Consider the following 14,853-nt stretch of genomic DNA (forward strand, 5'->3'; position numbering starts at 1 on the left):
AATCAACAATCATAAATCAGCAATCTAAATGACTTACCAAGGAGTACTTTCTAAAATGCAAACCGAGTTTGGAGATCCAATTCAATATTATTTGGTTTTCGAAAACAGTTTTTTGAACATGAACCAATTATTGAACAAAGAGCTGGAAATTAATTTTGAGGGGTATCAGTGTTTGAATTGCGGTAAAAAGAAAAAAATATTTCGTCAAGGATTTTGTTACGAATGTTTCTATTCTAGCCCAGCTGTGGGAGATTGGATTATGAAACCTGAATTGAGTACCGCCCATCTTGATATAGAAGATCGAGATTTGGCATATGAGAAGCAAGTACAATTACAGCCCCATATTGTCTATTTGGCATTGTCCAGTGAAGTCAAAGTAGGGGTAACCCGAAAATCCCAAATGCCGACACGATGGATCGATCAAGGAGCAAGCCAGGCTATATCTATTGTTGAGGTGCCTAATCGTTATTTGGCCGGAATTACTGAGGTGGCGCTAAAGAGTCACTATACAGACAAAACCAATTGGCGTAAAATGCTTCAAAATGATATTGTTCATATGGACCTAATAGCCGAAAAACTAAAAGTAGAAAGTTTAATTCCAGCAGAAGTTCAGGAGTTTTATCATTTGGAAAAAAATGACTTGTACGAAATGCATTTTCCAGTATTGAATTATCCTAAAAAAGTAAGCAGTTTAAGTCTGGATAAAACAACTCATTATAAAGGGAAACTAACGGGAATAAAAGGGCAATACCTCATTTTTGAAGATGGAACTGTTTTCAATATCCGAAGTTTTGAAGGCTATGTAGTTCGATTGGAAGTTTAAAACAATAATTTAAAAAGCATTTACTTCATCAGTTTGTAAAAGCTCGTGTGGGCGTGCCACCATAAAGCTATAGGCCCACTTCTTTATGCTGTCGGGCTGTCCGCGCTACTTCGGTAGCTTGCTTCCATCCCTCACGTGGCATTGCGGTGTAAAAAGGTATTTTCTAATATCATGGGCAATATCAATTTCACAGATAAAATCTAATAAAATGAATAAGGTTCCCTTGTTATTAACCTAAGTTCGATTGTTAAATAGTTGATTTGGAAATAGTTTTGGATTCCTGCAAGGTTTCCAAAACCTTGTAGGGATTGTTGTTTGTGCATCCAAATACCTACAAGGTCAAAAAAAGACCTTGCAGGAAAATCTAGGAATCATAAAGTGCAAATATTCAATTGATTAAAAAATAATTAATAATCGAACTCAGGTTATTAATGATTCGGGACTAAATTAAGCCCATTATTCGGATTTGCCAAAATATTCCAAATGCAAAACCATCTTAAATTCAGTCCTAAACCCACTATCGCAAAGCGTATGTTAGTAGCCATTTATTTAATTATTTCTGCGTCTAAAATTTGACTTAGAAGTTTTGTTGAAGATTTAGTTTTCTTTTTAAAAGTTATATAGAAAATTACAAACGTAAAAGGAGCTATGAAAGCTAAAAATTTCCACGTAAAAAATTCATCAATCGGTTTTATAAACAAAAAAGCTATAAAAGCTAGATTTATAATTAAAAACAATGGAAGTTTCAAATAATTTGGTATTCCAAATTTTAAATTTATTAAGCAATAATTTTTCACATTTTTCAATTTTACCATTGATTTCAGGACGTAATTGATTTCTTGGGCCAAACTCAAAAGTTGGGTGTATTTGAAATTCAGAAGAAGTTATTTTCCCAAAACGATAGGGTAAGTGTACGCTCAACTACGTAATAAAATGCTGTTTCAGGATCACGCTCAGCTTCCATAAAATGGCAAAAAAGCAAAATGCCATCCTTACTCAAAGTTGTTAATAGCTTTATGGTGCTTTACATGGGAGGAGCGGCGGTTGGGTGCTGGGCTTTATTCTTTTATTATCTTTCTTACTTCAACTATCTTGTCAGTTATCAACTTAAAAAAATAAATGCCACTATTCAAGTTGCTAATATCAACTTGTGTTTTTTTATCTTTTATTTGTTGTTGCATTATTTCTTGTCCATTTATATTAAAAATCGTCAAAGTGATTTCTTTGTTCTGGTTGTTATTTTCTATTGTTATACTGTTTGGTGCAGGATTTGGAAAAATATTTATGTGGGATTCAGAATTTACTTCATTTATTCCAAGTGTTCCATTTGTTGTATTTACAGTAGCTTTGTCATATTTTATACATCCTTTGTAATCAGTGATTTCAACAATATATTCTCCCGCAAGTAGATTAATTGCTGTAATAGTTGTTTGAGAAAATGAATCATTCCAATTGAAAGAATATGGAGGATTACCACCTATTACATTTATCGTTGCAGAACCTTCACCAAAACGTGTATTGATATCATCTGGTGTTGTTTTTGTCTGTGTTACGATTTCTGCTGGCTCGGTAATATTTATTGATTCTTTAAAATCACAACCATGCGAATCAGTAACTGTAACATCATATGTTGCTGATTTTAGATTAAACAGGTCTTTTGATCTTTGTCCATTATTCCATGAGTAAATATAGGGTGGAGTTCCATTGGGATATAAAGATATACTTCCATTGTTTAAACCAAAACAAGTAACATTATTTTTATCTACATTTAAAGTAAGTGCGTCTTTATTGATATAAAAATCATGTTTTATTACGCACTCATTTGAATCTGTAACAGTAACAGAATAGGGACCTTGGCTTAGATTTGTTATAGAAGATGTGCTTGCGCCAGTATTCCATAAATATATAAAGGGAGCAGTTCCTTGAGTAATAGTAACAGCAGCTGATCCATCATTTGACGGGAAACATGTTTTATTTGATGATAGATAACTGGCAGTTAATTGAGATTTTTTGACACTAATAGTGTCATTAATTTTACAACCGTTATTATCTGTGACTGTATACATATATTCCCCAACTGACAGATTAGAAATTGACGAATTACTTGTTCCGTTATTCCAATTATAAGTATAGGGAGGATTTCCGTTTGGAATTACATTTATTGAACCATCATTTGCGGAGCTACAAGAAACATTTTTAATATTTGTTTTGGTTGTAAACCACATACATTGATAGCAATTATTAGATATTTGGGTAATAAAAGCACTATTGCCAAATATTATATCTTTTATGCCATCATTATTGACATCAGCTACTTTCAAGCTATTAAATGAACCCGCATAATTACCATATTTTTTTGTAACGATAAATTGATTAGAATCTGAATAAATGTAAACAGAACCGTTAGAAGTAAAAATATATTCAGGTTTGCTGTCATTATTTAAATCGGATAATATAATACCATCAATTTTATTATTACTTAATTTTAATGATAAAATATTTTGCATATCAACACCATTTAACACTTTAATGTAACCATCGTAAGTTCCGGCTACAATATCTTTTTTACCGTCATTATTTATATCGTATAAATCGATATTAGAATAGTTTGATTCAGTGCTTTTCCATTGTTGATGACTCATCCCTCCGTAAACAGAAATTCTGTCACTACAAATTATAATTTCTTTTTCACTATCATGATCAATATTATCAATTTTGATGTTTGATGAATATCCGTAACCCATAGATTCAGACGAATATTTTATAGCAAAATTTTCTGGATTAACTATGTAATAATTGGAAGAGGTACATACTACAATCTCTTTTTTCCCATCTCCATCAACATCATCTATGTTAAGAATCTTGAACTCAGCAAGATTTTCGGTACTATATAAATGGGAACTTTTTATTGTTTTAGTAATACCATCAATAATCCATATTTTTCCGGTATATGTTTGTCCGGCAGCCACTATTATTTCTTTGTTTCCATCATTGTCAATATCTTCAATTTTCACATCATATATTCCAGTCCATACTTGATTAAAAAACGTACCATTGCTTTGCCATTTAATTCTTTTTGTAACACCATCAAATATTGTAAGTATTCCGCTTTCATATCCGCTTTTGCTTTCATATGAAATTGTAACTATTTCTTTTATGCCATCTTTATCAATGTCATCGATAGCAATGGCATAAAAAGGGCCAACTATATCCATACTTTGCCATTCAATTGAAAGTGTTGCCATATCAGCAACATAAAAATAATCTGCACCAGTAGAGGTCCATCCGGCACCCCACATAACGTCCAACATTCCATCATTATTTACATCTGCTATATTGATTGCTGTTACACCATGTTCAGGATTTGTAATTTTCCATATTTCTGTGTTAGTGGTAGAATTGATACAATGAACTTCACCCCATTGACCATCACCATAAATAATCTCGTCAATTCCGTCATTATTAATGTCCTTAAGTAACAATGCCTGAATGTCAAGATCGGCATTCCATTCAAATTTTAAACGTTGTGTATTTACATCATAAACATCAATATAGTCCCATGATTTAGCCCTTATTATTTCTTGCATTCCATCTTTGTCAATGTCTGAAAGTTCAAGCATATAGCCGTAGTCAGAAGAAGCGTTATTGTCAAAAACCCATTTGACAGTAGTAGTAATCCCATTATTAACCAAAACTTTTCCAAGTGTAGTAATAATTTCTTTGTCGGAACTTCCGTCAACATTACCGATACTAAATTCATTTGCGCCATAGTTTAGTTCAGCTTCATTTGAATAATCTAATGCATTATAAATATAAATTTTGTTGTTTGTACTAACAGCAATTTCTTTTAATCCATCATTATCAGCATCATCAAACTCAATATCATTAATTTTCTCTGAACTTGGTATTGATATTTCTTTTATAATTGATCTATCAATACAATTTAAAATTTGAAATGTTCCATTTTCAAATCCGATAATAATTTCATAATTGCCATCATTATTAATATCATAAACTTTTATTCGAGTGATATGAGTATCATACATATCACTAGTCCATATTTGTTGATAGTTGTTGTTTATTGGGTCAAATTTGAGGATATACCAAAAAGATGCATTATTTGAAATCGCACTACATATTATTTCTGTTTTCCCGTCTTTGTCTAGGTCGTAGGAATTCATTGAATTTCGTCCTATAGAAGTACCCATAATTGAATATTTCCAATCAGCATTGCAATTACTAATTTTTTTAGCTTCCCCGAAGTTGTTTGCGGATTTATTAGTAAGTATACCTTTTTTAAATGTCGAGTTATCGTAATTAGCTATTAAATTTTCAGTTTCTTTCTTAGAATAATTGATGCGATTACTGGTATGATCTTCTATAATTCTATTGTAAGAATCTCGTTTGACTATTTTTTCATTTTTGTCAAAGTTGTTTTGATTTTGACTTTGAAGATTAATCGTAAATACGATTAAACAAAATATAAAAATATTTTTTTTCATATAATATAATTGTTAAAAAAATCATTCCCATGATGATTTTTTGAATAGTTTCTTAGCCTTGTTTCCTACTAGTGTGTATGCCTGATAAAATCAGACATATCCACCCTAATTTAGGCAGCTTTGTCTGGCAAAAATACTTTTTATTTTTTAAATAGAATAGATTTCAAATCAGTTCCAGTACAGTTTATTGCTTCCGGATTGTTTCCCTAATCGCGATAAGTTGGTACTCGTTGCAAACGAGCAACATAAAGAAATTTGCTTTCCTAAGGTTGCCTAAAATTATTGGGTACGCTCCACAAAGTCTCATGACTTTGCGGAGGGGAATCCTTTTGTGGCATGTTTTTAGGATTTGAAATGTTGTGAGATATAATTTTAAATTTTTGAATGAAACTTCTTTGGCAAATGTGTATTTTTGTTTAAGTCATGGCAAGTTCTAAACAGCTCCAGCCGTACCCAGCCAATTGAGATTGTATCATACAATTCATCATTGGTATTTTACCAACAAAAATTCCGCACCGATTTAATACCTTTGAATTATGAACACAGCAACAAAACCAAAACACATAGGACGCAACATCAGCCGCATTAGAGAATTGCGTGAAATGAAACAGGAAGCATTAGCAATTGCTTTAGGCGTGAGTCAGCAAACTATTTCGAATATGGAAAACAGCGAAACTATTGAAGATGAAAAATTACTTGAAGTTGCAAAAGCACTTGGAGTAAATGAAGAGGTTCTCAAAAACTTTTCAGAAGAAGCTGTTTTTAACATTATTGGAAATACAGTTAACAACAGCGATAATGGTGCATTGTTTAATTATCAGCCAAGTTTTAATCCTATCGAAAAATTAGTTGAAGTTTTTGAAGAAAAAGGAAAGCTTTATGAACGTTTACTTCAAGCTGAAAAAGATAAAGTTGAATATTTAGAGAAACTATTGAAAAAATAGAACTCCTGAATTTTATTATAATTACTAACAAAAAAGAGACTTCAGTAGCTTGAAGTCTCTTTTTTTGTTTTATGGATGAAATTTGTATTAACGTTCCGGGACTACAGCGGGTTTGGGACTAAATTGATCCCATTATTCCGATTTGCCACCCGAGCGATAGCGAACAGGCGAAGCAAATCATCCCAAAAAACCAACTTCGCATTAAGTCTTTTGCCCAAATCCGTTGTAGTAGCTGTTGTGTACAGTACTTTTTTAAGACATCGAAATTCCATACACAGCTATTACTGTCCAAATTCCGTAGACTTTTTTTAAAAAATATTTGCTTCCATGTACACTATTTGTAAATCTCCAGTAAGTAATAGAAACAACACAATTCTCGTAATTATTGTCAAAAACAGGTTCGCTTATAGAAATTATGTTTTGCCATTTTTTTGTTTTTTCAAATATTTCTTCGGCGTCTTTATTAGTCAAACATTTTTCGCTATTTATAGAACTAGAGCCGTAATTCAATTCGTTTATTAATTTTAAATTCCAAATTCCATTACTGCTTTTTGCAACGTTTGCTTCGATTTCTTTTAGTATGTTTTCAGGGACTTCAAGTCCAGTTTCTTCTTTAAAAATTGTTTGGTCAAAATAAGTTCTTGATTTTTCACATTGAACATATATTCCAAATGTACCCTTTCCAATTTGGTCATCAATGATTTTTTTAAAAACGTCGGATTCTGAGTTGTTTTGTGAATAACTCAAAGTTGAAAGTAGTATTAGAAGTATGTTTAAAGTTCTTTTCATGGTATTGTACACAACGTCTTGGCGCTTGGCGAGGTTTTGGGGAATAAAGATGCGAGATTTTTCGGTTAAACACAAATTTTCCAAACACAAAACCAACTTCCCATTAAGCTAATTGCCCAAATCCGTTGTAGTAGCAGTTATATGCCGTTTCTATTTTACTACTAATAGTTTTATAATTTCAAATAGTCCAGAGGAAGTTAATCCCATCTGGCGCTCGTTTGAAACGAGTGCCTACTTACTTCAATCAACTAAATAAAGCATTTGCAACGCGGCTTATATAAATAGATTACTATGAAGGTTCTACAATCTCCCGCTAATGCAACGGCTTATGTTTTAGTTACCCGCGCTGCAAACGCTACAATTTGTCTTTTAATTTAAGTGAGTACTCGTTGCAAACGAGCATCAGAAAGTGGCTGATTTGATTCCGATGGAAACCCGCGAGTATTTTGAAATTACCAAAGCTGATTTGTATGAAATGCACTATCCCGTTTTGAATTACCCTAAAAAAGTAAACAGTTTGAGTCTGGATAAAACAACTCATTATAAAGGGAAACTAACGGGAATAAAAGGGCAATACCTCATTTTTGAAGATGGAACTGTTTTCAATATCCGAAGTTTCGAGGGATATGTAGTTCGATTGGAACTCTAAGTTTCAGACTTACTAAGATTCTTAGCAACTCAGTCTTTTTTTTTGACTATTAAATAAAAAAACAAACCCGACAGATTTTAAAAACCTGTCGGGTTTCTAATATTACTTAGAATCTAAGAAACTTAGTCACTTAAGGCCTTAATCTTATGGAGTTGTTTTCTTTTTAAACAGTCCGTTGAGTAAATCACCAGCTTTCTTTTTAATATCTTCTTTCTGAGCATTGGTTTTAGTGGTGTCGGCATCAGTTTTCTTACCACTATTCAGCAATTTATCCAATTCCGAAGTTCCTTTTTTGACTAGTTTATCGGATTGCTGTTTGGCCAATTGCATTGTGAGGTTAGTCAACACCGTTTTAATATCCGATGAAATTTTAGGATTACTAAACGTTCCTGTCATTAATGCTGTTACTGGAATATTCTCGAATTTAGCAGCATCACTCGGTGACATTTTCGATATGTAAGCGTTGGCTTCCTTACCTAAGTATTTGGCTGGGACATTAAACTTGATGTTGTAATCCATATTTTGGTCAAAACCATGAGTACCACCTACAACAGCTTTGATATCTTGGTATTTTATCTCGAATGGTTTTACATTTACTTTACCATTTTCAAAAGTAAGAGCTGCTTTGATATCATTAAGATTTACTTTATTCAAATCAATAAATTTCAAATTTGAGCTCAATGCTTTTAGCATCGTCGAGCTATTAGGACTTACGGTAGTAGAAAGCAATTGTCCAATCAAATCACCCGAAAGAGTTTTTAAATCAGGAGTCATTTCTGTAGCATTCAGGTTTCCATTCAATTTGATGTTGGTATTGATTTTTCCATTGACAACACCGGCAATTGGAGCTATTTTTTTCAACATATCCAATTGAGTGAAACTTTGTTGAATGTCAACTTGGTTTAGGTTTAAATTCATATCAAATACCGGTGTTTTAGCTTTGGTAGAAACAGATCCACTAGCACCAATAGTTCCTCCAAAAATAGATGTTTTTACATTTTCTAAAGTTACTTTCTCGTCTTTGATAATCATTTTCCCTGAAACATCTTTCAGTGTTAAGTTATCATACAAAACCGTATTGGCTTTTGCGGTAAGCGAACAATTTAGGAAAGCGGGAATCTTCAAAGGTTCTGATTTCTTAGCTTTCGCAGTAGTGGCTTCGGCTTTTCCGGCAGGAGCAGAACTGTTAGTCATAAAATCATCAACTGCCAATTGATTAGAAGTCATATTGAAATTTCCTTTTAGCTCTTGTTTTCTAAACATAAAGCCATAAAAATTATCTAAAACCCCAGTTACGCTAAGATCACTTTTCCCGGTTTTAGCATTGAATTGTTTCAAATGCACTTGGCTAGGGTTGAATTGAACCAAAGCTGAGCTAATAATCATGTTTTTTCCATTGGCATCAGCATAATTAAATCCTGTTAAACCAATAGTTCCGGCATTATTGATGTTTTGGTACTGACTTTTTTCTACAGAGGCCATGTCAAATTTGGTTGTCACATCCGCTTTCAAAATTCCGGTAAGTGGTTTGTCTAGTTTTATAGGATACGCTTTAGAAAGGTTGGCTAAATTGATAGTTCCTTTTAGGGCAGCATCAACTAATGCATTAGTGCTTATGTTTCTTATGTTAGCTTTGGCATTAAAAATGTCTTGGTCTATTTTGAAAGAGAGTTTGTCCAGATTGACATAAGTGTCATTCATTATACCTGTTTCGTTTACAATTTTAGTATCGATTACAATACTTTGAACTGATTTTGGTAAGTTCGGATATTGGAAAGAACCGTTATTGGAAGCTATTGCAATGTTGAATTTAGGAATAGTGGTATCTGTAAGCATACCTTTGGCAAAACCTTTAACTGTAAAGTCTCCGGTAGTTTTTACGCCCTCCAAACTCGAAGAGTAAACAGCAGGAATTAAACCTAAAAAGTTTTTGAATGAGGAAGTTGGTGTTTTGAATTTCAAATCATACACTTGTCCTGCATCTACCATTTGAATAAAACCATCAAATTCTAACGGTAATTGATTGATCAATGCTTTATTCTCTTTAAAAGTGTATTTGCTTTTGTCTAAATCAATTCCCAAAATGGCATCCAATGATAATGAAACATTCTTCATATAATTGATCTTGCCCATATCAAGCGATATTTTAGCTGTCGATTTGGTGTCTAAATCTAATTTTGATGCATTGAAATCACCTTTACCTTCATGGTTTAAGCTGTCAATAATCATTCTTACTTGTGAGGCTTCGTCAAAATATTGAAACTTGAAATTCTCAACTTGATATTTCTGGATTTTCAATAGCATTGGGCTTTTTTTTCCTTCCTCTTCAGGTTTGTTTTCTTTTAAGGCAATGTCAAAATTTCCTATTCCATCTTTATTAAAAATAATATTGATAAAACCGTTTTTTGAAGTGATTCCTTCAATTTGCATGGCTTCTCCTTTATCTTTAAATAATTCTTTGATAGACATGTTTAAGTTCAATTCGCCCAAAGAAACCAAAGTGTCTCCTTCAAAAGGAGCTTTGTTGATAATCAATAATTTATCTAGTGTTACTGTTGCTTTAGGGAAATTTTTGAATAAACTTAGATCGGCATCCGAAAAGGAAACTTTGGCGTCTACTTTTTCGTTGATTGCTTCGGTAATTTTGGCTTTTATTTGATCTTTAAAGAAATACGGAATGGCGAATAAGGAAGCAACGAGTACTATTAATACGATTCCAACGATTTTTAAAATTTTCTTAGGCATATGTGTTAAATGATTGGGGTTGTTCTTTACAAAAATAAGAGATTATTAATTAGTTGTTCTGTAAAATTATCATAAAAAGAAACCCTTTCAGTTTTATGACCTGAAAGGGTTTGATATTGAATGGTAAAATTGATTACTGAATTGAGATTTCAAAAGGCATTCTAGCCTGAATTCCTCTTTGAAGTTGTACTTTCTTTATTTGTTGTAAAACAAAATAGTTTTCTTCACCTAATTCTTCTTTGATTAAAGCTTCTTTGGATTTAGCAAAAGGAAGCTTGGCAAATAAATCACTGAAGTTTTTCTCGTACTCAGGGAAGTTTTGGGTAGAGTAGTCTTTGATTTTGGCTAAAGCTGCTGCTTCTTTTAAGGCATCGTTTAGATTTCCTATTTTATCTACCAGTCCAATTCTTTTGGCTTCGGTACCAGTCCAAACACGACCTTGTGCAATAGAATCTACTTGTGCAACTGTCAATTTTCGTCCTTCGGCAACGTGACTTACAAATGTTTTATATACTCTTTCGATGCTTTCTAGAGTTACTCCTTTAAACTTTTGACTCAAAGGTACAAACGGACTGTAATTAGCATTTTCATTTGTCATCACTTGTTCAGTGTTTATTCCTATTTTGGTAGATAACTGGCTAAAGTTTGGTAATACTCCAAAAACCCCAATAGAACCTGTTATAGTGTTTTTTTCTGCAAAAATGGTATTGGCATTACATGCGATATAATATCCTCCAGAGGCTGCATAATTCCCCATAGATACTACAACTGGTTTTACTTTCTTGGTTAACTCAATTTCTCTCCAAATTAAGTCAGATGTCAAGGCATTTCCACCTGGACTATCCACGCGAAGTACAATTGCTTTTATGTTTTTGTCTTTTCTGGCTTCTTGAAAAGAACGACGCATAGAACCTTCTCCAATTGTGTTAACATCACCTTCTCCGCTTGCTATTTCCCCTTGGGCATAAATTACCGCAATTTGGTTGTCAGTACTTGTATTTATTGAGGTAGTTGCTATTTTTTGTGCGTAATCAGATATCGATACTTTGTTGTAATCTTCATCTTTTTCTACTTTCAGTGCTTTTTTGATAGCGTCATGATATACATCCTCATAGGCAATAATGTCAATAAGTTTATTCTCTTTGGCCATTTCTGGAGTACGGGCTAACAAGCCAGTTGCGATTTCATTTAAACGGTCTATTGATATATGACGACTTGCTGAAATATCAGTAAGAACTGAATTCCAAACAGAGTTAAGTAAAGCAGTTGTTTGCTCTCTGTTGGCGTCACTCATTTTGTTCTCAAGAAAAGGTTCAACGGCACTTTTGTATTTTCCGTGTCGAATAACCTCCATTTTTATTCCTGATTTTTCCTGTAAGTCTTTAAAGAACATTACTTCGGTAGATAAACCTTTAAAATCAAGATCACCAGCAGGGTTTAAGTAGATAGTATTGGCAACAGAGTTTAGATAATAATCTCTTTGTGAAAAATCATTGGAGTAGGCCATAACAAACTTTCCAGATTTTTTAAAACTCTCCAATGCATCCCTAAGTTCCTTGCTTTGTGCTAATCCTAACGAAGAATCTTCGTTCAAGATAGATATTCCTTTGATGTCACTATCTGTTTTTGCTTTTTCGATGGCATTAATGATATCTATAAAACCAATGCTTTTCTTTTCAGAAAAAACTTCCATCCAAGGATCTTTGTATTTTCCGGCATAGTCATAACAAATATCTTTCAGATTTAATTCAATAACCGAATTGCTTTTAACAGTTACTCCTTCAGACTCTTCCCCAAAAATGGCTCCTAAAAGAACAATTCCAAAGAAAAGCAACATGAAAAAAACAAAAATACCAATAATGGTAGCCATCACATTTCCTAAAAATCTCATATAATTCTATTTTTTAAATAAGTAGTAAAAAGTGTTGGTTTGTTACATTTAACGATGAAAATAAATTGCAACACTCTAGGCAAATATACTGCTATTCTGAATTTCTTTTAGTTAATTTGTGCCTAATATGAATTCACAACATCAAGTCGTTTTATCTCTAGGAAGCAATCAAGGCAATCGATTAGCAAACATCGAACAATGCATTGAATTTATCCATCAGGAAATAGGTACCATTATAAAAGTTTCCAAGCTATACGAAACACCTTCTTGGGGTTTTGAAAGCGAGGCATTTTACAATTGTGCATTAGTTTTACATACTTCTCAAACTCCTCAGCAAATCCTTGAAGAGGTGTTGATTGTAGAAAAAAAACTAGGACGCATCCGAAGCGAAAATGCAGGCTATCAATCTAGGATTATTGATATTGATGTGGTAGCTTTTGATGATAAAGTTGTCAATATTGAACATCTTCAAATTCCGCATCCATTAATGCAAAACAGAAAATTTGTTTTGTTGCCTTTTCAGGATTTGAATTTAGATTGGGAACACCCCATTTTAAAAAAATCTATCTCACAGTTGATTGAAACTACATCTGATGATAGTGTTTGTAAAGTGGTGCAGGAATTAAAAAGCCCTTTAGATAAAATACAATTAAATCAATACAACTATATAGCCATTGAGGGTAATATTGGTGCTGGAAAATCGACTTTGGCACTAAAAATGGCTCAAGATTTTAATGCCAAAACGGTACTGGAACGGTTTGCGGATAACCCGTTTTTGCCTAAATTTTATGAAGATCAAAATCGATATGCCTTTTCCTTGGAAATGTCCTTTCTGGCAGATCGGTATCAGCAATTGTCAGATGATTTATCTCAGTTTGACTTGTTTAAAGATTTTATAATTGCGGACTATCATATTTTTAAATCGCTATTGTTTTCTAAAATTACCTTGGGTGACGATGAGTTTCGATTGTACCGTACACTGTTTGATATCATTTATAAAGAAATGCCAAAACCTGATTTGTATATTTATCTCTATCAAAACACGGAGAGATTGTTACAAAATATAAAAAACAGAGGAAGGGTTTATGAGCAAGATATCACAGCAGAATATTTAGAAAAAATCAATAAAGGGTATTTAGAATATATCAAAACCCAAACCAATTTGAATGTTTTGGTGATAGATGTCTCAGATCGTGATTTTGTAAATAAACAAGAAGATTATCTTTTTGTTCTAAATTCTATACAGGAGAAAAGTAATTAGTTTTTAGCTTTTAGTGGTTAGCCAATAGGCAATAGCCATTAGTGTGTAAAAAAAAATGACATTTCCTGTGATATTTCTTATTTGTTATAGGGAGTACTTCGATTACCAATTGGTTAATGCCTAAATTGTTTGAATAAATCCCAAACTACAATCCCGGCACTTACAGAAATGTTCAAGGAATGTTTGGTTCCTAACTGAGGGATTTCTATGCAACCATCGCACAGAGCTACAGCTTCCTGAGCTACTCCATATACTTCGTTCCCGAAGATTAAAGCGTATTTCTGATTTTTGTCTACTTTGAAGTCTTGAAGAAAAATAGAACTTTCTACTTGTTCGATGGCAAGTGTAGTGATGTTTTCTTTCTTTAGATTAGTAATAACTTCCAAAACATTTTCGTGATGTTCCCAGGCTACGGTTTCGGTTGCACCAAGTGCTGTTTTGTGAATCTCTTTGTTTGGCGGAGTTGCAGTAATACCACACAAAATTATTTTTTCTATCAAAAAAGCATCGGCTGTTCTAAATACAGATCCTATGTTGTGTAAACTGCGAATATCATCCAAAACCAAAATCAGAGGGGTTTTTTCTGATTTTTTAAAATCGGCAATTGATTTTCTTTCTAGTTCGCTGTTTTCTAGTTTTCTCATCGTTTGGGTAATGGTAATGGTTTATAAAAAAGGCTTCCTAAAATCTAGGAAGCCGTTCTTTGTATGGTATAAAAAGATAATATTAGCTTTTTGTAGCAGCTGGTGCAGCATCTGGTAAAACATTTCCTTTAATAGTTAGTGTTTTAGATGGCTGTCCTGCAGCGTTAGATGTTACAGTAACTGTTTTTGTAAATGGACCAACTCTGTCAGTTGCATATTTTACTCCAATAACTCCTTTTGCTCCTGGAGCAATAGGTTCTTTTGGTGTAGTAGGTACAGTACATCCACAAGATCCTTGTGTGTTTGTAATGATTAACGGTTTGTTTCCGTTGTTAGTAAATACAAACTGACGGTTACCATCTGCATTGTGAGCTACAGTTCCGTAGTCAATAGTTTCATTTTCAAAAACCATTCCGGCACCGTCAACTTTTGGTAAAGCAGGAGCAGCAGTTGTAGTAGTTTTTGCTTTTTTGCTCTTTTTTGAAGTTTCTTGAGCGTTAGAAATCGTAGTTCCTAAAACAGTTAGCAATGCTAATAAGAATATTTTTTTCATAGTCTTTTTTTAAAATTATTGACAAATTTATACAAATAAACAAAATTGTATT

General features: G+C 32.9%; 10 protein-coding genes. 4 read left to right on the plus strand and 6 right to left on the minus strand.

Annotated elements, in window-relative coordinates:
* Window positions 1-28 precede the first annotated feature (28 nt).
* Window positions 29-823 (plus strand): DUF2797 domain-containing protein, encoded by a 795-nt coding sequence (locus OZP08_RS06420; RefSeq protein ID WP_268848823.1) that lies wholly within the window; start codon window positions 29-31, stop codon window positions 821-823.
* A 1,058-nt stretch (window positions 824-1,881) separates the two neighbouring features.
* Here the strand turns inward: OZP08_RS06420 and OZP08_RS06425 are convergent.
* On the minus strand, window positions 1,882-5,325 hold the full coding sequence (locus OZP08_RS06425; RefSeq protein ID WP_281323257.1) for an FG-GAP-like repeat-containing protein: 3,444 nt from the start codon (window positions 5,323-5,325) through the stop codon (window positions 1,882-1,884).
* A gap of 536 nt (window positions 5,326-5,861) precedes the next feature.
* On the opposite strand from OZP08_RS06425, the gene OZP08_RS06430 reads away from it, so the two are divergent.
* Entirely contained in the window at window positions 5,862-6,269 is a 408-nt protein-coding gene (locus OZP08_RS06430; RefSeq protein WP_268848825.1) for a helix-turn-helix domain-containing protein, read from the plus strand.
* 252 nt (window positions 6,270-6,521) lie between these two features.
* On the opposite strand, the gene OZP08_RS06435 is transcribed toward OZP08_RS06430, so the two are convergent.
* A complete protein-coding gene (locus tag OZP08_RS06435; RefSeq protein WP_268848826.1) occupies window positions 6,522-7,058 on the minus strand; it encodes a hypothetical protein in 537 nt (178 codons plus the stop codon).
* 409 nt (window positions 7,059-7,467) lie between these two features.
* Between OZP08_RS06435 and OZP08_RS06440 the strand changes: the two genes are divergently transcribed.
* The gene (locus OZP08_RS06440) at window positions 7,468-7,707 is read left to right on the plus strand and encodes a DUF2797 domain-containing protein (RefSeq protein ID WP_349293464.1); all 240 of its coding nucleotides are present in this window, start codon (window positions 7,468-7,470) and stop codon (window positions 7,705-7,707) included.
* Window positions 7,708-7,851: 144 nt separating this feature from the next.
* On the opposite strand, the gene OZP08_RS06445 is transcribed toward OZP08_RS06440, so the two are convergent.
* Together OZP08_RS06445 and sppA are read right to left on the minus strand one after the other, a co-directional pair.
* Window positions 7,852-10,452 (minus strand): AsmA family protein, encoded by a 2,601-nt coding sequence (locus OZP08_RS06445; RefSeq protein WP_281323258.1) that lies wholly within the window; start codon window positions 10,450-10,452, stop codon window positions 7,852-7,854.
* 133 nt (window positions 10,453-10,585) lie between these two features.
* Window positions 10,586-12,343: a signal peptide peptidase SppA gene (sppA, locus tag OZP08_RS06450; RefSeq protein ID WP_268848827.1), complete on the minus strand. Its 1,758-nt coding sequence runs from the start codon at window positions 12,341-12,343 to the stop codon at window positions 10,586-10,588.
* A gap of 127 nt (window positions 12,344-12,470) precedes the next feature.
* On the opposite strand from sppA, the gene folK reads away from it, so the two are divergent.
* Window positions 12,471-13,604, plus strand: coding sequence for a 2-amino-4-hydroxy-6-hydroxymethyldihydropteridine diphosphokinase (gene folK / locus OZP08_RS06455; RefSeq protein WP_281323259.1), 1,134 nt, complete (start codon window positions 12,471-12,473; stop codon window positions 13,602-13,604).
* Between the two features lie 113 nt (window positions 13,605-13,717).
* On the opposite strand, the gene OZP08_RS06460 is transcribed toward folK, so the two are convergent.
* Together OZP08_RS06460 and OZP08_RS06465 are read right to left on the minus strand one after the other, a co-directional pair.
* Entirely contained in the window at window positions 13,718-14,248 is a 531-nt protein-coding gene (locus OZP08_RS06460; protein ID WP_281323260.1) for an RNA methyltransferase, read from the minus strand.
* 82 nt (window positions 14,249-14,330) lie between these two features.
* Window positions 14,331-14,801: a DUF1573 domain-containing protein gene (locus OZP08_RS06465; RefSeq protein WP_268848829.1), complete on the minus strand. Its 471-nt coding sequence runs from the start codon at window positions 14,799-14,801 to the stop codon at window positions 14,331-14,333.
* Window positions 14,802-14,853: the final 52 nt, after the last annotated feature.

This window comes from Flavobacterium aestivum (assembly GCF_026870175.2).
Classification (GTDB): domain Bacteria; phylum Bacteroidota; class Bacteroidia; order Flavobacteriales; family Flavobacteriaceae; genus Flavobacterium; species Flavobacterium aestivum.